Raw genomic sequence first — 20522 nt, forward strand, 5'->3', positions numbered from 1 at the left:
CCAAAGGGGCGGCCACCCGGTTCGGGTGGCCGCCCCTTTGGTGTCGCTGTGCCTCGTACGCCGTCCGGGGCGTACGAAGAACAGGGATTACTTGCCCTTGGCGGCTTCCTTGAGCTTCGAGCCCGCGGAGACCTTCACGCTGTAGCCGGCCGGGATCTGGATCGGCTCGCCGGTCTGCGGGTTGCGGGCGGTGCGAGCGGCACGGTGGGTGCGCTCGAAGGTCAGGAAGCCGGGGATCGTGACCTTCTCGTCGCCCTTGGAGACGATGTCGCCGACGACCTCGGCGAACGCGGCCAGCACGGCGTCGGCGTCCTTGCGGGTCACCTCGGCGCGGTCGGCCAGCGCGGCCACCAGCTCACTGCGGTTCATGTTGTTACTCCCGTGTTCATCTTGCCGTTGAGGCGTCAGATCGAAGCCGATGCTGCCAGGGTCCTCCGTGAGTCCCCGGACCGGGTCCGTCGTCAGACCCTCGCGCCCAGAGACGCATCCTGCCCCTACCTGCGGCGGGAAAGCCAATCCGGCACCCGCACGAGTCGTGAGTACACCCTTCAGGAGTCACACGAAACGAGGGCCTGAGCCTGACGGCCACGATAGGGCTCCGCTGCTCACAGAGGTCCTGCGACGCGCCGTTCCCCGGGCTGCCGTGGGGATACTCACAGTCAGAGGGCCGACGCCCCCACCGCCTTGGCGGCCTCCCGCACGGCCCCGGCGACCGCTCCCGCGACCTTGTCGTTGAAGACGCTCGGGATGATGTAGTTCGGGTTCAGCTCGTCCTCGGTCACCACGTCCGCGAGGGCGGTCGCGGCGGCCAGCATCATCTCGGTGTTGACCGTACGGGACTGCGCGTCCAGCAGACCGCGGAAGACACCCGGGAAGACCAGCACGTTGTTGATCTGGTTCGGGAAGTCGGAGCGGCCCGTCGCGACAACGGCCGCGGTCTGGCGGGCGATTGCCGGTTCGACCTCGGGGTCCGGGTTCGCAAGCGCGAACACGATGGCACCGTCGGCCATGGCGGCCACGTCGTCGCCGTCGAGGACGTTCGGGGCCGAGACGCCGATGAAGACGTCGGCGCCGCGCACGGCCTCCTTCAGCGTGCCGGTGAGGCCCTCGGGGTTGGTGTTGTCGGCGATCCAGCGCAGCGCGGAGTCCGGGGCGGCGTCCACCAGGTCCTCGCGGCCGGCGTGCACCACACCGTGGATGTCGGCGACGACGGCGTTCTTGACGCCCGCGGCGAGCAGCAGCTTCAGGATGGCCGTACCGGCCGCGCCCGCGCCGGACATGACGACGCGGATGTTCTCGATCGCCTTGCCCGTGACGCGCAGCGCGTTGGTCAGCGCGGCGAGGACGACGATCGCGGTGCCGTGCTGGTCGTCGTGGAAGACGGGGATGTCGAGGGCCTCGCGCAGCCGGGCCTCGATCTCGAAGCAGCGGGGGGCGGAGATGTCCTCGAGGTTGATGCCGGCGAAGCCCGGGGCGATGGCCTTGACGATCTCGACGATCGCGTCGGTGTCCTGGGTGTCGAGGCAGATCGGCCAGGCGTCGATACCGGCGAACCGCTTGAAGAGGGCCGCCTTGCCCTCCATGACGGGCAGCGCGGCCTTCGGGCCGATGTTGCCCAGGCCCAGCACGGCGGAACCGTCCGTCACGACCGCAACGGAGTTGCGCTTGATGGTGAGGCGGCGGGCGTCCTCGGGGTTCTCGGCGATCGCCATGCAGACGCGGGCCACGCCCGGCGTGTAGACCATGGACAGGTCGTCACGGTTGCGGATGGGGTGCTTCGACGCCATCTCGATCTTGCCGCCGAGGTGCATGAGGAAGGTCCGGTCCGAGACCTTGCCCAGCGTGACACCCTCGATGCCGCGGAGTTCCTCGACGATCTCGTCCGCGTGCGCGGTCGACGAGGCCGCGATGGTGACGTCGATACGGAGCTTCTCGTGACCGGACGCGGTGACGTCGAGGCCGGTCACCGAGCCTCCGGAGGACTCCACGGCGGTGGTGAGCTGCGAGACGGCGGTTCCGCTCGCGGGCACCTCCAGCCGGACCGTCATCGAGTAGGAGACGCTGGGCGCCGTTGCCATGGCCGACTTCCTCTGCTTTCACCTGACGCTGAGTTGTGCCGTCCGATAGTCGCACCTACCGCTGGGTAGCTGGTAGCCGCCTCCGATTGCGAACTTTTTGTTCGCGGAACAGGCCAGCAAAAAGAGACCCACGTCACTTGGACGTGGGTCTCTGCGCAAGTCCCCTGTGAAAGTTAGGTGGCACCGACCCGCCATGCTCGCCTCGCGGCAAGTGGTCGCTCGTAGCGACGAAGGTTGGGCCCGGGGGCTTGGATCGAGCCGGTGCCACATCCAGGCTAACAAACAGATCCCGTAAGGCCATTCCCGTACCGGGAGTTCATTTCGCTGACAAGTGGGTATCCGGGCGCGGTCCGCCGGACGGCCCGGATCAGTCCCTCAGCAGGTCCGGAACCCCCGCCGCGTCGGGCTCGTCCCGCTCCGCCGAGACGACCGTGAGCTGCTGGGTGGCCCGGGTCAGTGCGACGTAGAGCACACGCAGTCCGGCCGGGGACTCGTCGGCGATCTCCGCCGGGGAGACCACGACCGTCGCGTCGTACTCCAGGCCCTTCGCCTCCAGGCTGCCGAGTGCCACGACCCGGTCGCCGAGCCCGGCGAGCCAGCGCCGGGCCTCCGCGCGGCGCTGCATGGCGACGACCACGCCGACGGTGCCGTCGACGCGCTCCAGCAGCCGGGCCGCCTCGTCGCGGACGGTCTGGGCGAGGGTGTCCTCCACGACCGTGAAGCGGGGCTCGACGCCGGTTGAGCGGACCGCTCTCGGGGACTCGGAGCCGGGCATGGCCAGGGCCAGCACCTTCGAGGCCAGCTCGGCGATCTCCGCCGGGTTGCGGTAGTTCACGGTGAGCTGGAAGCGGCGGCGCGGGCGGGTGCCGAGGGCCTCGTCGCGGGCCTGGGCGGCCTCGTCCGGGTCGGACCAGGAGGACTGGGCCGGGTCGCCGACGACCGTCCAGGTGGCGTGCCGGCCGCGGCGGCCGATCATGCGCCACTGCATCGGGGTGAGGTCCTGCGCCTCGTCGACGATGACGTGCGCGTACTCGGTGCGCTCCTGGGCGAGTCGCTCGGCCCGCTCGCGCTGGGACTCCTCGCGCACCGGCATCAGCTCCTCCAGGCCGGTGAGCTGGTCCAGCGGGTCGAGCTCGCGCCTCTTCCGGGGGCGGGCGGGAGCGCCGAGGATGGACTGGAGCTCGTCGAGCAGGGCGATGTCGTGCACGGAGCGGCCGTCGCGCTTGAGGGAGCGGGCGACCTTGCGGACCTCGCCGGGATTGAGGATTCGCCGGGCCCAGCGGCCGAGGCGGCGCTCATCGCTCATGGCGTCCAGGACGGCCGCCGGGGTCAGCTCCGGCCACCAGGCGTCGAGGAACGCGATGAAGGCGTCCTCGGAGGTGATGTCCTCGTCGAAGGAGGAGCGCAGCTCGGCGGCCAGTTCCGGATCGCTGTGGCGGCCGGCCGAGCCGGACTGCTCCCACAGGGCGTCCAGGAGCAGCTTGCGGGCGCGCGGGCGCAGCAGGTTGACGGGGGCGGTGCCCCCGAGGACGGCGCGGCGGATGCCCTCCAGTTCCCGGTCCTCCAGCTCCAGCCGGCGGCCGAAGGCGACCACGCGCAGCCGGGTCGGCGCGTCGTTCATCTCCAGGGCGCCGCGGGCGGCCTTCCGCAGCACCTTGAGCATGCGGTACGAGCCCTTGGCGCGGGCCACGGACGGGGCGTCGTAGACCGCGGCCTCGCTGCCCTCGACGAGTGAGCCGATGGCGCGGATGGCGACCTGGCCCTCCTCGCCGAGGGAGGGCAGCACGCCCTCGGTGTAGGCGACGAGCAGCGGGGTCGGCGAGACGATCAGGATGCCGCCCGCGTACCGGCGCCGGTCCTGGTAGAGGAGGTAGGCGGCGCGGTGCAGGGCCACGGCGGTCTTGCCGGTGCCCGGACCGCCCTCGACGTAGGTCACGGAGGCGGCGGGGGCGCGGATGACCAGGTCCTGTTCGGCCTGGATGGAGGCGACGATGTCGCGCATGGTGTGGCTGCGGGCCTGGCCGAGCGCGGCCATCAGGGCGCCGTCGCCGATGACGGGCAGCTCATGGCCGTCGAGGAAGGCCGTCAGCTCGGGGCGCATCAGGTCGTCCTCGACGCCGAGCACCTTGCGGCCCTTGGAGCGGATGACGCGGCGGCGGACGACCCGGCCGGGGTCGACCGGGGTGGAGCGGTAGAAGGGGGCGGCGGCCGGGGCCCGCCAGTCGATCACCAGCGGGGCGTAGTCCTGGTCGAGGACACCGATGCGGCCGATGTGCAGGGTCTCGGCGATGTCGGCGGTGTCGTCCTCACGGACCGCGCCCTCGGCGGGCTCCACCGCGGTGTAAGCGCCGTCGGGGCCCTTCTTGCCGTCCTTGCCGGTCAGCAGGTCGATACGGCCGAAGAGGAAATCCTCGAACTCGTTGTTGAGCCGATTGAGGTGGACGCCCGCCCGGAAGACCTGCGCGTCCCGCTCGGCGAGTGCGCCGGGCGTGCCGACCTGGCCGCGCTGGGCCGCGTCGTTCATGAGGAACTCAGCCTCGTGGATCTTCTCCTCGAGGCGTCGGTACACCCGGTCGAGGTGTTCCTGTTCGACGCTGATCTCGCGGTCTCTCAGGGAGTCTTCGAGCGCGGTTTCCTGTTGAGCCTGAGCGGCCACCGGGCCCCCTTCTGACGTGCATGGCAGCCGTCTACCGTACGCGAAGGGGACCCCGAAAGGCTACGCGTCGACCTCGACCAGACGCTTGCCGTCGAAGGTCACGATCTCGAAGTGGTCGATCTCGTTCGGCTGGAAGGCGGCGCCGCCCTGGACGTACAACGGCTCCTTGGCCTTTTCGGTTGTGGCGTCCGGGATGCCGTAGCCCCAGTTCGGGACGGACCAGGAGGAGAGGGTCTCGCGCTCGCCGTTCTTGCCGACCGCGACGAGGGCACACTTCAGCGGGCCCTTGAGGTTCTTCGCCTCCAGGACCATGCCGGTGCCCCAGTCCTTCTTCTGGAGGGCGACCGTCGCGGTGACCTTGGTGGTCGGGTCGGTGGCCGTGATCTTGTCGGAGATGCCGTTGAAGGCTTCCTTGGCCGGGCTCGCGGCGAGGGGGCGGTTCTCCGCTCCTCCGCCGTCGTCGCCGCCGTTCGCCGCGACCGCGACGAAGGGACCGCCGACGATCAGCGCGGCGGACGCGGCCACCATGTAGAAACTGCGGCGGCGCTTCTGGGCGCGGCGGTCGGCGACCTCGTCGACGAGCTTCTCCACCAGACGCGGGCGGGGCTTCGCGGACAGCGACTCGCCGATCGCGGGTGTGCCGGAGCCGGGCAGGTCGGCGAGGGCGGCGAGCATCGGCTCCATGCCGGCCAGCTCGTCGAGCTGCTGGGCGCACCATTCGCAGCCCGCGAGGTGGGCTTCGAAAACGGTTGCTTCGGCGTCGTCGAGGATGCCGAGGGCGTAGGCGCCGACGGTCTCGTGCTCGTTCGGCACCGGAGATTCCTGCATGGGGCCAGACATACCCATGCCTCCCGTACCGAACCCTTGGTTACCCCCGTAAACACTCATCACGCCGTCACCCCCCGCTCCTCCAGTGCCAGCTTCATCGAACGCAGGGCGTAGAACACCCTCGAGCGGACCGTGCCGCTGGGTATGCCCAGGGTCTCGGCCGCCTCATTGACGGTACGCCCCTTGAAGTACGTCTCGACGAGCACCTCCCGGTGCGCGGGGGTCAGGTCGTCGAGTGCGTCCGACAGAGTCATCAGCCACAGCGCCTTGTCGATCTCGTCCTCCGCGGGGATGACCTCCAGCGGCGACGGGTCGACCTCCTGCGGCCGGGCCTGCCGGCTGCGGTGGCCGTCGATGACGATGCGCCGGGCGACCGTCACCAGCCAGGGGCGTACCGATCCGGTCGCCCGATTGAGCTGACCGGCGTTCTTCCAGGCACGGATGAGCGTCTCCTGCACGACGTCCTCGGCGCGCTGCCGGTCTCCGGCGACCAGTCGCAGGACGTAAGCCAGCAGGGGACCGGCGTGTTCTCTGTACAGAGCACGCATCAGCTCCTCGTCGGGTTCCGAGGGCTGGGACATGCGATGTCGGGCCCTCGGTGCACGTTCATTGGCCACGACGGAATCCTTGCGCACGCCCACCTCCGGTGTCCGGGGGTTCCCCCAGTCGGTCGCTCCACATGCCGTACGGAAGCGAGCGGTTGGGCGTTCAACGAGACGTGACAGATTTCTTCGAGATGACGTGACGAGCTGGACATGGGGTCACATTCCCACCCCGCGATCTTCACATTTCTGCCACATGAGCAAGATCAAGTCAGGCTTTCCCTACGGTGGCGTAGGTAAACGGTATGTAATCGAAATCACTTCGACAGTGCGTTCACAGAAGTGGCATTTAGGGCACGGGAATTGAGTGCAGGCGCCACGCAACTGCCTTGACGCGATGGGCAAAAGGGACTTAAGCGCGTGCGAGTGCCGCACGGCGGCGATGGCGGGCGACTCGTTCGCGGTTCCCGCAGACCTCGCTGGAGCACCAGCGCCTCCTTCGCCCCCGGGAGGTGTCGAGGTAGACGATGGGGCAGTTGTCCCCCTCGCACTGGCGCAGCGCCGCGCGGGCGACGGGGTCCGTGAGCAGGTCCACGGCGTCCCGGGCGACGGCAGCGAGCAGGGCGGCGCAGTCGGGCGGGCCGTCCAACTGCCGTATGAGCTCGCCGTCTCCGTCGCGTACGGCGCGCGGGGCCGGGGGCGCGGGAGTGGCCAGGTCGTTGACGCGCGCGAGCGCGAAGTCGTACGCCCGGGCCCGGGGCGCCGACCAGCCGCGCACCAACCTCCCGACCTGGTCGCGCAGTTCGCGGAAGGCGGCCAGCCAGGCGGCGTCGGCGTGGGCCAGGTCGGTGTCCGCCGGGACGAGACCGGAGCCGGTGATCCAGGCGCGCAGTACGGCCACGGAGTCGAGCCGCTCCTCCGGATGCGTGGTGGAGAGCAGGTCCAGGCAGATCCGCCCGGCATCGAACCGCAGCTCGTACGGGGCCGTGGCCGTACCCAATGCCATGTGCCTGTCACCGCCTAGGGGTTCACCCCGGTCGCGAGAGGGCCGGTGAGATGCCAGTGAGAGGGCTGGGAAACCGTTCCCTCATACAGTGCCTGCCCACTCCCCCGCCGGAAACCCCTCGGCACGGGCCTGACGCCGGTAGCCGACCCGCCGGGGTGGGGGTTCCGGCCAGGGGTCGGTGTCCGGGTCGGTACGCCGGGGCCGCCGGGGCGGCTCGTGGAGTGGCCTTGTCGGCCGGTGTCGCGGAGGGGCCTCGTACGAGGGGGGCCTCCGGGCAGTCGCGGAGCGGCCTCGCACGCCGGTGTCTCCAGCCCGGCCGCGCGGCGTTTCGGCGTCGACCGCCCGTAGGTGAGCCCGGCACAGCGGCGGATCCTGGGCCGTGCCCGGCCGACGCCTCGACCCGGCGCACTATTGAGGGCGGGCCGCCTGCCGGCGCCGTTCCTCGGTAAAGAAGGGCGCTGCGTGCCCTTGGCCGCGGACCCGCTGAGCCATCGGCGCGCGATCCACGAGGCGCTGCCGCCGAAGGCCCGCCACGGACTGTGGGCCGAGCAGCACCCCAGCTCTGCCCACGGCGCCCCTCCATCCGGCCCGGTGGCCTCGGCCCAGCCCCGATGCCCTCGGCCCAGTCGCGAGGCGCTCACCCCCCGGTGCCCGCTGCACCGCCGCGCACCGGCGGGTGCCCGAACCGGGCTGGGTGGAGGCGGGGGCCCGCTGTCGCCGCACGCCGGCGCCCGGGCCCGTCGGCGGTAGGCAGCCCGGGGGCCTCAGCGGTCACCCCGGGGAGGACCCGTCAACGGTCGCCCCAGGGGTCATCGGCGTCGCGCGGAGGGAGAGGGCAGTCGATGCCGCCGAGATGCCCGTCGGGCCGCCGCGTGGCCCGACGCGCCGGCACACGTCGGCCAGAGCACGCCACCTGCGCCAATGGCGATATGCCGCCCAGCCCCCGCGCAACCTCACGCGTCCGCGTACTTCGTCTCCGCTGCCGGGTCCAAGGCCAGGCGGTAGCCCCGCTTGACCACCGTCTGAATCAGTTTCGGGGCGCCGAGGGCCGTGCGGAGGCGGGCCATGGCCGTCTCCACGGCGTGTTCGTCGCGGCCGGCTCCGGGCAGGGCACGCAGCAGGTCGGCGCGGGCGACGACCCAGCCCGGGCGGCGGGAGAGGGCGCGCAGGAGAGCCATTCCGGCCGGCGGTACGGGCTTGAGGTCGCCGTCGACCAGGACGGCATGGCCGCGGATCTCCACCCGGTGCCCGGCGACCGGCAGTGAGCGCGCCCGCGCGGGCAGCTCCTGGCAGAGGAGCTGGACGAGCGGGCCGAGCCGGAAGCGTTCGGGCTGGACCGTGTCGATGCCGTGGCCCTGCAGCGGCACCGCGGTGACCGGGCCGACACAGGCCGGCAGGACGTCGTGGCCGAGTGCCGTCAGCACCTCGGGGAGCAGTCCGCGTTCCTCCGCCCGGGAGAGGAAGGAGGCCGCGGCGGGCGCGCTGGTGAAGGTCAGCGCGTCGACGCCACGGGACACGACCGCGTCCAGGAGACGATCGACGGGCCCGATGTCCTCCGGCGGCATCCACCGGTAGACGGGCACCCCGACGACCTCGGCACCACCCGCCCGCAGCGACTCCACGAACCCGGGCAGCGGCTCCCCGTGCAGCTGGATCGCGATCCGCAGCCCGTCGACGCCCTCCTCCAGCAGCCGGTCGAGCACCTCGGCCATGGACTCCGACGACGGAGACCACTCCTCCGTCAGCCCGGCGGCGCGGACCGCGCCCTTGACCTTGGGCCCGCGCGCCATGATCCGTACGCCGCCCAGCCGGGCCAGCAGATCCTCGCCCAGACCCCAGCCGTCCGCGGCCTCGACCCAGCCCCGGAAACCGATCGCGGTCGTCGCCACGACGATGTCCGGAACCTGGTGGATGATCTCCTTGGTCGCGGCCAGCAGCTCGCTGTCGTCGGCGAGTGGCACGATCCGCAGGGCGGGGGCATGCAGGACGGTGGCACCGCGCCGCTGGAGCAGCGCGCCCAGCTCCTCGGCCCGGCGCGCGGCCGTGACGCCCACGGTGAATCCCGCCAGTGGGCCGTGTTCCGGTCGCTGTTGTTCCTCGTGCATGCTCTCGTCCCGCATTCGAGTCGTCGTACTCCATGGGTTCGGCGTACGTGTATGCCGATCGAGCCTGTCAACGGCTCGTGACAGGCCCGGATCGGCATGATGTCGGCGGTGTTACGTCACACCTTGGCGTAGCTGAGCTGCGGCTTCGCCTCCGAGGTCGCCGTGTTGACGGGTACCCGCGGAGCCGTACGCCGAAGGTATACGGCCCAGGTGATCCCGAAGCAGACCACGTAGAAGGCGAGGAAGGCGACGAACGCGCCGGTCCCGGAGCCGTAGGAGAGGAAGGACTGGCGGAAGGCGAGGTTGATGCCGACACCGCCGAGCGCGCCCACCGCGCCGATGAGTCCCATGGAGGCGCCGGAGAGCCTGCGCCCGTAGGCCGCGGCCTCCTCGCCCCGCAGTCCCTTGGCCAGGGCCTTGTTCTGGAAGATGCCCGGGATCATCTTGAACGTCGAGCCGTTGCCGAGCCCGCTGAGCACGAACAGCACCACGAACGCCCCGGTGAACAGCGCCAGCGACTTCTCCATGGAGGCGCCGATCAGGACCGCCGTCGCGACGCCCATGGCGACGTAGTTCCACAGGCTGATCTTCGCGCCGCCGTACCGGTCGGCGAGCCAGCCGCCGACGGGCCGGATCAGGGAGCCGAGCAGCGGGCCGAGGAAGGTGACGTACGCGGCCTGCAGCGGCGTACGGCCGAACTCGTTCTGGAGCACCTGGCCGAAGGCGAAGCTGTAGCCGATGAAGGAGCCGAAGGTGCCGATGTAGAGGATGGACATGATCCACGTGTGGGCGTCCCGCGCGGCGTCCTTGGCGGCACCGGTGTCGTTCTTGACGTTCTCCAGGTTGTCCATGAAGAGCGCGGCCATGACAGCGGCTACGACGATCAACGGGATGTAAATCCCGAGCAGCACGCGCGGGCCACCGCCGGCGCCGATGATCGCGAGCGCGACCAGCTGCGCCACGGGGACGCCGATGTTGCCGCCGCCCGCGTTCAGGCCGAGGGCCCAGCCCTTCTTCCGCAGCGGGAAGAACGCGTTGATGTTGGTCATGGAGGAGGCGAAGTTGCCGCCGCCGATGCCGGCGAGCAGGCCCACGAGCAGGAAGGTGGAGAAGGAGGTGCCCGGCTCCATCACGGTGAACGCGGCGACGGTCGGGACCAGCAGCAGACCGGCGGAGACGATCGTCCAGTTCCGGCCGCCGAAGATCGCGACGGCGAAGGTGTAGGGGACGCGGACGACCGCGCCGACCAGGGTGACCATCGAGGTCAGCATGAACTTGTCGGCGGGGGTCAGGCCGTACTCCGGGCCCATGAAGAGCACCATCACGGACCACAGGGTCCAGATCGAGAAACCGATGTGCTCCGACAGCACGGAGAAGAGGAGGTTGCGGCGGGCGACCTTCTCACCGGTCTCGTTCCAGAAGGTCTCGTTCTCGGGATCCCAGTGCCGGATCCAGCGTCCGCCCCTGCTCGGGGGTGCGGGTGCCGTGCCAGGGCCTGTCATGACGCCTCCACTTGCTCCGGGACTCGGTCTTACTACGAGTGGCTGATCCCGAAGGTAGGGAGGGCTCGTTTCGTGACTGTGCCATCGAGTGACCTCGAGGGAACTTTGCTCTCACCCCGGGCCCGGGCGGGATGAGAGGTTCGGCGGCGTTGTGTCAGCGTTGCGGGTGCTGCCAGTGGGGGTTCTGCCCGGGGTGGGGCGGCTGCTGCGGCGCATAGGGGCCGGGCTGCTGCTGCGGCGGATACGGCGTGGCAGGGGGCTGCGCCCCGTACGGACCGGGCGCGGGCTGAGGCGGGTAGGGGCCCGGAGCGGGCTGGGCGTACGGGCCCGGAGCGGGCTGGGCGTACGGGCCCGGGGCGGGCTGGGCATACGGGCCCGGTGCCGGGGCCGGTGTCTGCCCGGGCTGCTGATGTCCGTGACCCGCGGGCGCCCCGACGGCCGGACCGGGCATCCCGGGCGCCTGGCCCGGCGCACCGCCGTACGGCCCCCCGCCGAAGGGGTTGCCGTGCCCGGGCAGCTGGGCCCCGGGCGGGAGGTAGCGCGTGCGGCCGTTCTCGTCCGTCACCGGCATGAAGCCGGCCGCCCGCAGCCGGGCGGCGAACTTCGCGTTGCGCTTGCGGGTGACCAGGAGCCCGATGCCGAAGATCGCCATGAAGAGAAGCCAGACCAGGCCCGCCGCGACGAAGTCGGAGGCCTCCCCGCCCAGGCGTACGCCGAGGATCACGCAGCCGACGGTGAGGCCGAGGGCCGCGTAGCCCATGCGCTTCTCGGCGCTCTTGCCGGTGAGGTCGAAGTTGATACGGGCCTTGAGGAGCTCGAAGGCGTCGGGCACGAGCGGCGGAAGGGAGACACCGTCGGCGGCGTTCGGATACTGCGCCCAGTTCTGCGCGGCCCGGCCCCGGGCGTGCGGGCTGGGGTCGGGCAGGATCAGCATCGTGAGCGCGCCGTTGCGGCCGCTGCTCTGCCGCACGTCCGCGTACTCGTAGCCGAACTGCTGGGCGACGAAGGCCAGCCGGGCGAGTTTCTTCACGGACGCCATCGGGCTGGTCAGCTCGACCGGCTCTCCGCTCGCCATCAGCCGCAGCATCTTCTGTGTCTGCCGCTTGCTCATCCCACCGCTCCCCCGGCCCGTCACTGATCCCAGTCGTTCACATGCGCAACCCGGGCAGTTTTCCACACCGGAGAGACGCCCGGGGAACGGGGATCAGCCGCCGGGTACGGCTCGCCGCCTGCTCCCCCGAACCCTCACCCGGGGCTCACTCCTGGGCCACAACCGGGGCCTCTGCTTCGCCGCCAGGTCCTCCACCCAGCCGAACGCCAGGACACAGCCGCCGAGCAGCACCCAGACCAGGACCAGCACCGGCCAGGGGCTCTCCAGCAGGCCCGGGACGTTCTGCTCCAGCACGGTGACACTCCACAGCCGGTCCCACTGGGTCGCGGCGATCAGGATGCAGGTGTTGTGCCACAGATAGATCGTCACGGCCCGGGAGTTGAGCAGGGTGATCGCCCCGGCCCAGCGGCGCAGCCTGGGCGGCCACTCGGACCAGGACGGGCTGATGTGCAGCAGCAGGAACACCGTGCCGAAGGACCACAGGGCCTGGGCCAGGGGCATGCTGTCCAGGTCGTTGCCGGTGCCGAAGTCGTGGTGCAGGGCGTACCAGAGGCCGGCCAGGGCGATGACGGGTGCCACCGACGGGACGATGTAGCGCGGCAGCCGCTTGAGGATGCCCTCCTGGTGGGCCATGCCGAGGATCCAGCAGGCGCCGAAGGTGGAGAAGTCGGTGAGCGCCGAGGGGAACCGCTCGCCGGGCAGCGTGAGGTAGCTGTGCTCCAGGGCGACCGCCAGGGCGATCGGCGCCAGGAGCGTGACGACCGGCAGGGCGCGCAGGGCCTTCAGGAGCAGCGGGGACAGCAGCACGTACCAGAGGTAGGCGCGGATGTACCAGAGCGGGCCGGCGAGTTCGGCGGCCCAGTCCTCGCCGATGAAGCCGTGGACGCCGGGCAGTCCCTCGGCGTACGGCGGGTCGCTGAGCGGGACGATCCAGAAGGTGAGGTGGAGCCACCACCAGCCCGGATGGCCGTCGTCGCCCGGCCCCCAGCCCTGGAGGACCATGCCGGTGACGCCGACGACGCCCAGCAGCCACAGCGGCGGCAGCAGCCGTCGCAGCCGGCCGCGGATCACCTGGACGGGCGGGCGCTTGAGCGAGCGGGCCATGAGGTTGCCGGCGAGGGCGAACATCACGCCCATCGACGGGAACACCAGCGGCAGCCAGGCCCAGCCCGTCAGGTGGTACAGCACGACACGGAACAGGGCGAGGGCGCGCAGCAGATCGAAGTACCGGTCGCGGACGGGGCCGGTGCCGGTGGTCCGCTCCTTCTCAGGGGCGTCGGCTACGACTTCGGGGTGCGTGGTCATCAGGCCTGCCTCCCGCCCACCGGCTGCTGGGGCGCGCCGCTGCCCGCCCCGGGCAGGCCCACCGCGCCGGTGCGCCGCAGCTTCTGCCAGCGCAGCCGGCCGCCGGTGAGGGCGGTGATCCAGGACTGGAGCAGCACGACGTACATGAGCTGGCGGTAGAGGAGCTGCTGGAGCGGGAGCGAGAGCAGATGGGTCATGCGTTCCTTGTCGAGGTGGAACGCGTAGGCCGCGCACACCCCCTGCACCGCGAGGACACCCAGCCAGGCGCCGATGGTCTTCTCCGTCGGGCCGAACACCAGGCCGTAGAGCAGGAACACGTCGATGAGCGGGGCCAGCAGCGGCGCCACGACCATGAACATCGACACCAGCGGCATGCCCACCCGGCCGAAACGGCCCGAGGGTCCGCGTTCGACGAGGGAGCGGCGGTGCTTCCAGATCGCCTGCATCGTGCCGTACGACCAGCGGTAGCGCTGGGACCACAGCTGCTGCACGGACTCCGGGGCCTCGGTCCAGGCGACGGCCTTCTCCGCGTACACCACGTGCCAGCCGTCGCGGTGCATGGCCATGGTGATGTCGGTGTCCTCGGCGAGCGTGTCGTCGCTCATGCCGCCGACGCGTTCCAGCGCGCTGCGCCGGAAGGCCCCCACCGCGCCGGGGATGGTCGGCATGCAGCGCAGCACGTCGTACATGCGCCGGTCGAGGTTGAAGCCCATCACGTACTCGATGTGCTGCCACGCGCCGATCAGCGAGTCCCGGTTACCGACCTTGGCGTTGCCCGCGACGGCGCCGACGCGCGGGTCGCCGAAGGGCTGCACCAGTTCACGGACGGTCGTCGGTTCGAAGACGGTGTCGCCGTCCATCATCACGATCAGGTCGTACTTGGCGTTGGCGATGCCCCGGTTGAGCGCGGCGGGCTTGCCCGCGTTGAGCTGGCGCACGACGCGTACGCCGGGCAGGCCGAGGTTCTCGACGATGCGCGCGGTGCCGTCGCTGGAGCCGTCGTCGATGACCAGCACCTCGATGGGGTGGTCGCTCGCGACGAGGGAACGGACCGTCTGCTCGATGCACTTGGCCTCGTTGTAGGCGGGCACGAGGACGGACACCGGTTCCGTGACGGTCTCGCCCCAGCGGAAGCCGCGGCGGCGGACGCGGCGCGCGTGCGCGACGGAGAGGATCAGCATCAGCCCGAGCCGGGCGAAGACCAGCACGCCGACGACGGCGAGCCCGGCGACGAGAACGCCGGTCGTCTTCTCTGATGCTTGGACGAGGAAGACCCACGCGTTGCCCTTCAGCGCGTCGAGCCCGGCGACCGGGGTGTGCGCGCTGGGGGCGTCGAGGGCGGCGGTCAGGGTGTCGAAGCGGTAGCCGTCGTCCTGCAGCCCCGAGATGAACCGGTCGAGCGCGGCCACGGTCTGGGAGCGGTCGCCGCCGGAGTCGTGCATCAGCACGATGGCACCGTCGCCGTTCTTCGGCGTGGCGTTGCGGATGATCTGGTCGACACCGGGCCTGCGCCAGTCCTGGCTGTCGGTGTCGTTGACGATGGTGATGTAGCCCTTGCTGCCGATGTACTCGGTCACCGGCCAGGACTTGTTGTCCATGAGGTGGGAGTACGACGAGTAGGGCGGGCGGAAGAGCGAGGTGCGGATGCCCGCCGCGCCGGCCAGCGCGAGCTGGCTCTGCGACAGCTCCCAGTCGACCCGGCTCTTGCTCTGCAGCGCGAGGTCCGGGTGGTTGAAGGTGTGCAGGCCGATCTCATGGCCCTCGTCGACCATGCGCTGGACGAGGTCGGGGTAGCGGGAGGCCATGGTGCCGGTGATGAAGAAGACGGCGTGGGCGTCGTGCTTCTTCAGCATGTCGAGGACCTTGGGCGTCCACACGGGGTCGGGCCCGTCGTCGAAGGTCAGCACCAGCTCGCGGTCCGGGAGGTCCAGCGCGGTCGCCTTCTCCTCCCGGGTGTCTATGACGGGCCCGCCCTCGAGGATCTCCTTCGGGACCTGGTCACTAGAGGTGGGCGGCCCGACCCGGTGGTCGGCGAGGATCTCGCTGTGCACGTAGCCGCGCAGCATGAGCATCGCCATCAGCGCGACGAGGAGTAGCAGGGGCAGCAGCAGGCGCATGGGCAGGCGGCGGCGCCTGGAGCCGCCACGGGCTCGGGACGCGAGCCCGGAACGGCGGGTACGGGATGCCATGGGTGGTGGTACTCCGGGTGGTGCGGGGAGCGAGTGGTACGGGGACGGGTGCCGGCGGCAGCGCCCTGAAGGGGCGCGGGGAACCGCGCGACCGGCCACGACGGTGCCGCGGACGAGCTACGGCCCGTCGCGGCACCTTCAGCGGAGCGCTCAGGCGGCAGGCTGGTCGGCCGCGGGCGGCTCGGCGACGGGCTGGTCGGCAACGGGCGACTGCGCGACCGGCTGGGTCGGAGCCGGCCCGTCGGCGACCGTGCCGGTGCCGCCGCTGTCGCCGGTGCCGGTCGTCTCGGTCGGCGGGTCGGGCGTGGGTTCGACCGGCGGCGTCGGCTCGGACACCGGCGTGCTCGGCGGGTCCGCCGGCTTGCTCGGGGCCGGGTCGGTGACGCCGGTGCCCGGGGCCGGTGCGGTCCGGGACGCGCTCGGCGAGGGCTTGGCGGTCGTGCCGGAACGTCCGGGGGCCGCGGGGGCCACGGGTTCGCCCGCGCTCGCGCCGGGCGAGGGCACCGTGCCTGCTTCGGTCGCTGGCGTACTGCCCGGGGCGGTGGCTCCGGTGCCGTCGGTCGGCGCCGACTGCTCGGGCAGCGGCGGGGTGTCGACCTGCCCGGCCGGCGGGGCGTCCTTCTGGCCCGGTACGGGCAGCCAGGGCGCCTGGGAGTTGCCCGACATCAGCGTGGCGACGATGACGACGGCGTAGACCCCGCAGGCCAGTGCGATCGCCATGCCGATCCGGCGGAAGCGGCGGCTGCGGCGGCCGGACTCGTCGACGAAGACGGGCGAGTCGGCGGCGGCCGCGGAGCCCGCTCCGGGGACTTCCTTGACGTGCCGGAGGATCCCGTCGCCGAGCTGGACGGCGTCGAGCTGGACGGTGACCTCGTGCGGGTCGTGGCTGTGCCCGTCAGGGTCGTCGGTGTCCCCTGCGGAGTCGCGGCCGTGGCCGGACGGGACGGCTTCCCCGGGCTCTTCCTCCCAGGGGTCGCGGACGGTGGGCCGGGACCCGGGTTCCGGGACGAACGAGTCGGTCTCGCCCTCGCTCTGCCGGGGAATGCCGCGCAGTATCTCCGTCCCGGCGGGCAGCCGGTGGCCGGTCCCCTGGAGGTCGCTCCCGGCGAAGAGCTGAGTGGCTCTGCGGTCCCGGACTCTGCCGTCTGCGGGGAGTTCACCGGTCACCGCCGCGGCCTCGGGCCACTCGGGTTGGGCGTCTTCTCGCCACTTTTTCACGCGCACGCACTTCCCCCCACGGGATGGTTCAGGTGCGCTGACGACCTGAGCACCCGTCGTCGGACCGGGCCCCCTCACCCGTCCGAGCGCCCCCCATTACCACACCGTGCTCAGGCGTTGAATGTAGCGCACGCGGAGGTCCTGTGTGGACGGCGTACCGAATCGTGTCAGCCGCGAGACGCCATGCGGACATCGTCTCCGGCCGGAACCCAGGCCCCGGCGGGCCTGTCCAGCCACCCCTCCTCGGCCGCGAGCCGGGCCGCGGCCCGTCGCAGCGCGTCGAACGCGGGGTGGGTCAGGCCCCTGCGCCACACCAGCGACACGGGAGACAGCGGAACGGGATCGACCAAGGGCCGCGACACCATGGACGGCAGGGCGGGAAACCCCACAACGGCCAGGACCGGGTTGCGTGTTCTGGCCATGATCCGCTGGAACTCCTCCTCTCCCACGGCCAGCGGCGCGGGTGGCGCGATTTCGATGCCCCGCCCCTCGAACAGCTGCCGCGCGAGGCCGGTCCACTCCGGCGTCCGCGGATTGCCGGCCCCCGCGTAGACGGTCTCGCCGGCCAGCTCGGCGAGCGGCACCGCAGCCAGCGCGGCCAGCCGGTGGTCCTCGGGCAGTACGACCGCCATGGGCTCGTACCGCACGGGCTGGTGGTCGAGCCCGGCCCGCAGCGCCGGGTCCAGCCCGCCGAACCGTCCGAACGACGCGTCCAGCCGCCCGGCGAGCAGCTCCCCGGCGGCACCGGTCAGGCCGCTCTCGTAGCGGGCCATCAGCTCTTGCCCGGGGGCGAGTTCGCGCGCCCGGTGCAGTACGCGGCGCGGTGTGACCAGTCCCGGGGAGTTGAGGTCCACCAGCAGGGGCCGGGCCTGGTCGAAGGCGGCGAGCAGTTCTTCCTGCGCCCGCAGCACGCGCCGGGCGTACGGCAGCAGCCGTTCTCCCTCGGGCGTGAGCGTCACCTGGCGGGTGGTGCGCACGAACAGCTCGGCGCCCAGCTCCCGCTCCAGCCGCCGCACATCCCGGCTGAGCGCCTGCTGCGCCACGTGCAGCCGCACCGCGGCACGGGTGAAGTGGAGTTCCTCGGCGACGGTGACGAAGGCGCGCAGCAGCCGGGGGTCGAGGTGGGCGGGCATGCGGTGAACCTACAGCGGGGAGCGACGCGGTGACGCCGCTCCCCGACAAGCACGAGGAGGACAGGCCTCGCCGCTCCCCGACAGCGCGAGGACGCAGGCCACGCCGCTCCCCGACAGCGCAGGAGCTCAGGCGTCGCCGCTCCCCGACAGCGCAAGGACGCAGGCCACCCCGCTCCCCGACAGCGCAAGGACGCAGGCCACGCCGCTCCCGGAGCGCCCGGGATCTCAGGCCACGCCGCGCTCCCCGACCGCCCGAGAGCCTCAGGCCACGCCGCTCCCCGACCGCCCGAGAGCTCAGGCCACGCCGCTCCCCGACCGCCCGAGAGCCTCAGGAACCGGTGCCCCGCCCGGGAGTCTCGCCCTGCCCCGTGCCCTCGCCGGGGTCGGCGCCTGGCACGTCCCGCGGGCCGGTCTGGCCCAGGCGGTGCCGGGGCACCGAGCGCAGGGGCGGGCGGGTCAGGGTGATCTGGCGGACGACCTGCTGGAAGCAGGCCAGGGCCGCCACACCCGGCAGGGCGGCCGCCGCGGTGCCGAGCACGGTCTTCGGCGCCTGGGCGACACAGAGCAGTACGGCGACGCAGGAGAAGACCAGGACCACGCACCAGGAGTGCACGGCCCGGCGCTGATGGAGCGCGGCCCGCAGCACGGACAGGGACGCCACCAGCCAGGGCCCGTACACCAGCAGGGGCCACCAGCTGCCGAAACTCTTCCCCTCGGGGGACACGCCGACCAGGCGCAGGGGGTCGTAGGCGACCATGCCGCCCAGGAGGCTCACCGCGGAGGCGATGACGGCCGCCAGGGCGGCGACGAAGAGGCTGGTGGTGCGGAGCAGGCCGAGCTTCTTGCGGGTGCGGACCTTGCGGTGGCGCCGGTGGAAATCCCGCACGGGCGGCAGTTCCTCGGTGATGTCCTGGAGCCGCCTCATGTGGACGCCCGGCGCCGGAGCAGGTACCGGCTCCGGGTCCATCGGGTCCGGGTCCGCCTCCGCCGCCTCGTCACGGGGAGCGGGAACCCTCGCCGCCTGTTGCCCCAGGGCCTCCTCGAGGATGAACGCCAGTTCCTCGGCCGGATCCCAGGTCGGGTCCGGTGGTGTCAGGGGGGTGAAGAATTCCCGGGCCGGAGCCCGGTGCCGGCCACTGCCTTCGATTTTATTGTCATACATGGCGCGACCCGACTATTCCGCAAGCGCGAATGCGGGCCATTCCGTCGCACTGATCCACCGTCGCGCAAGATCCTTTTCCAGCACGCTCATGGTGTCGATGAAATCGCGCAGAACCGGCTCGGTCACCTGCAGTGTGACCGGGCAACCGCCGTTGGTGAGCGTGCCGTTGACGGTGGCCGACGAGTGCGCCGGAGCGGGAATGTAGGTGTACGGGCCGAGCGTTACCGCCCAACCATTTTTCCTGGTCGCCTCGGTCATGTACCGACTAACCGTCGGTCCTCTGCGGCGGATGCGCGGCAAACGAGTGAAGGATTTCCCGGTTGAGCATCTTTTCCATCCGCCAATAGAAGCATCAGTACTCTCCATATCTCTGTATGAAGAAACACCGGGCGGTCCTACAACCCAGGTGCGTGAGTCCGTACGGAACAGGTGTTGGACCGCTTGATCACCGCCGGGCGACGGTGGGGGCATGCCGCACCTCACCCCGTACCGCCGCCTCTTCCGCCTGCCGGGCGCCCGCGCGTTCACCGCCGGGAACCTGGTCGCCCGACTGCCGATGGGCATGTTCAGCGTCAGCGCGGTCGTCATGATCGCCGGGACGCGGGGTTCGTACGCCCTGGCCGGCGCGGTCACGGCGACGGGGCTCGCGGCGACCGCGGTGGTCGCGCCGTGGACCGCGCGGCTCGTCGACCGGCACGGGCAGGCCCGGGTGGCCCTGCCCGCGACGGTGATCGCCGTCCTCGGCTCCCTCGCGCTGCTGCTGTGCGTGCGTCACGACGCCCCGGACTGGACCCTGTTCGCCTCCTACGCGGCCACCGCCACGACCCCCAACACCGGCGGCATGGCACGGGCCCGCTGGGCGCATCTGCTGGCCGGCGACCCGAAGGGCCTGCACACCGCCCACTCCTTCGAGCAGGCCGCGGACGAACTGTGCTTCATGCTGGGCCCGGTGCTCGCGGCCTTCCTGTGCGGGGCGTTCTTCCCGGAGGCGGGCACGCTCGTCGGTGCGGTGCTGCTGCTGACGGGCATGCTCCTGTTCACGACCCGGCGCGCCACGGAGCCGCCGGTCCGCGAGCACATACCCGCGAAGGCGCCGCTGCGCGCCCCCGGCATGCCCCCGCTGCTCGCGGTCTGTCTGGCGATGGGCGGGATCTTCGGCTCGACGGAGGTCGTCACGCTCGCGTTCGCGGACAGCCGGGGGCAGCAGTCGGCGGCCGGTGCCGTACTCGCGCTCCAGGCGGCCGGTTCCTGCGCGGCGGGCCTGCTGTACGGCGCCGCGAAGCCCACCGGGCCTGCCGGGGCGCGTCTGCCGTGGTGCGTGGCCGCGATGACCGCGCTGCTGACGCTGCCGCTGCTCGCGGCCGTCCTCACCGGCTCCCTCCTGGTCCTCGCGGGCGCGCTGCTGGTCGCCGGGATGGCTACGGCCCCGACGATGGTCACCACCATGACGCTGGTCCAGGAGCGCACCCCCGAGGGCCGGCTGAACGAGGGCATGACCCTCGCGGTGACCGGCCTGCTGGGCGGCATCGCCGGTGGCGGCGCGCTCGGCGGCTGGACGGTGGAGCATGTGTCGGCCACGGCCGGATACGGCATCCCGGTGACGGCGGCAGCCCTGGCCCTGGCGTTGTCCCCGATCGTGGCGTCGAATCGCTTCACCGATTGCCTCACTGCCCATTGACGCCCTCAC

Annotated in this window: 16 protein-coding genes; 1 reads left to right on the forward strand and 15 read right to left on the reverse strand. The window is 71.6% G+C overall.

The window, feature by feature from the left end; translation table 11 throughout:
- Nucleotides 1-87: 87 nt before the first annotated feature.
- The 15 genes from ACFT32_RS42630 to ACFT32_RS42700 form a co-directional block, all read right to left on the reverse strand.
- On the reverse strand, nt 88-369 hold the full coding sequence (locus ACFT32_RS42630; protein ID WP_003950507.1) for an HU family DNA-binding protein: 282 nt from the start codon (nt 367-369) through the stop codon (nt 88-90).
- Between the two features lie 290 nt (nt 370-659).
- Nucleotides 660-2078, reverse strand: coding sequence for an NAD-dependent malic enzyme (locus ACFT32_RS42635; protein ID WP_382499962.1), 1419 nt, complete (start codon nt 2076-2078; stop codon nt 660-662).
- A gap of 367 nt (nt 2079-2445) precedes the next feature.
- The gene (locus ACFT32_RS42640) at nt 2446-4734 is read right to left on the reverse strand and encodes a HelD family protein (RefSeq protein WP_382499964.1); all 2289 of its coding nucleotides are present in this window, start codon (nt 4732-4734) and stop codon (nt 2446-2448) included.
- Between the two features lie 60 nt (nt 4735-4794).
- A complete protein-coding gene (locus ACFT32_RS42645; RefSeq protein WP_382499966.1) occupies nt 4795-5622 on the reverse strand; it encodes an anti-sigma factor family protein in 828 nt (275 codons plus the stop codon).
- Complete coding sequence (locus ACFT32_RS42650) at nt 5622-6143, reverse strand: sigma-70 family RNA polymerase sigma factor (protein WP_010039908.1); 522 nt, start codon at nt 6141-6143, stop codon at nt 5622-5624. The genes ACFT32_RS42645 and ACFT32_RS42650 overlap by 1 nt, the downstream gene beginning before the upstream one ends.
- Nucleotides 6144-6516: 373 nt before the next feature.
- Nucleotides 6517-7110 (reverse strand): CGNR zinc finger domain-containing protein, encoded by a 594-nt coding sequence (locus tag ACFT32_RS42655; protein ID WP_382499970.1) that lies wholly within the window; start codon nt 7108-7110, stop codon nt 6517-6519.
- A 953-nt stretch (nt 7111-8063) separates the two neighbouring features.
- Nucleotides 8064-9215 (reverse strand): uroporphyrinogen-III synthase, encoded by a 1152-nt coding sequence (locus ACFT32_RS42660; RefSeq protein WP_382500080.1) that lies wholly within the window; start codon nt 9213-9215, stop codon nt 8064-8066.
- A 116-nt stretch (nt 9216-9331) separates the two neighbouring features.
- Nucleotides 9332-10717: a nitrate/nitrite transporter gene (locus ACFT32_RS42665; protein ID WP_382499971.1), complete on the reverse strand. Its 1386-nt coding sequence runs from the start codon at nt 10715-10717 to the stop codon at nt 9332-9334.
- A gap of 154 nt (nt 10718-10871) precedes the next feature.
- On the reverse strand, nt 10872-11828 hold the full coding sequence (locus ACFT32_RS42670; protein WP_382499973.1) for a hypothetical protein: 957 nt from the start codon (nt 11826-11828) through the stop codon (nt 10872-10874).
- A 93-nt stretch (nt 11829-11921) separates the two neighbouring features.
- On the reverse strand, nt 11922-13133 hold the full coding sequence (locus ACFT32_RS42675) for an acyltransferase family protein (protein ID WP_382499975.1): 1212 nt from the start codon (nt 13131-13133) through the stop codon (nt 11922-11924).
- A complete protein-coding gene (locus ACFT32_RS42680; RefSeq protein WP_382499977.1) occupies nt 13133-15322 on the reverse strand; it encodes a bifunctional polysaccharide deacetylase/glycosyltransferase family 2 protein in 2190 nt (729 codons plus the stop codon). The genes ACFT32_RS42675 and ACFT32_RS42680 overlap by 1 nt, the downstream gene beginning before the upstream one ends.
- 150 nt (nt 15323-15472) lie before the next feature.
- Nucleotides 15473-16540 (reverse strand): hypothetical protein, encoded by a 1068-nt coding sequence (locus ACFT32_RS42685; protein ID WP_382499978.1) that lies wholly within the window; start codon nt 16538-16540, stop codon nt 15473-15475.
- A gap of 167 nt (nt 16541-16707) precedes the next feature.
- Nucleotides 16708-17673 (reverse strand): LysR family transcriptional regulator, encoded by a 966-nt coding sequence (locus ACFT32_RS42690; RefSeq protein ID WP_382499980.1) that lies wholly within the window; start codon nt 17671-17673, stop codon nt 16708-16710.
- 328 nt (nt 17674-18001) lie between these two features.
- Complete coding sequence (locus tag ACFT32_RS42695; protein ID WP_382499983.1) at nt 18002-18835, reverse strand: hypothetical protein; 834 nt, start codon at nt 18833-18835, stop codon at nt 18002-18004.
- Nucleotides 18836-18847: 12 nt separating this feature from the next.
- Nucleotides 18848-19093, reverse strand: coding sequence for a hypothetical protein (locus ACFT32_RS42700; protein WP_382499985.1), 246 nt, complete (start codon nt 19091-19093; stop codon nt 18848-18850).
- Between the two features lie 211 nt (nt 19094-19304).
- On the opposite strand from ACFT32_RS42700, the gene ACFT32_RS42705 reads away from it, so the two are divergent.
- Nucleotides 19305-20513, forward strand: a complete 1209-nt coding sequence (locus ACFT32_RS42705; RefSeq protein WP_382499988.1) for an MFS transporter — start codon at nt 19305-19307, stop codon at nt 20511-20513.
- Nucleotides 20514-20522: the final 9 nt, after the last annotated feature.

The sequence above is a fragment of the Streptomyces sp. NPDC057002 genome, from assembly GCF_042673825.1.
In the GTDB taxonomy this organism is placed as follows: domain Bacteria; phylum Actinomycetota; class Actinomycetes; order Streptomycetales; family Streptomycetaceae; genus Streptomyces.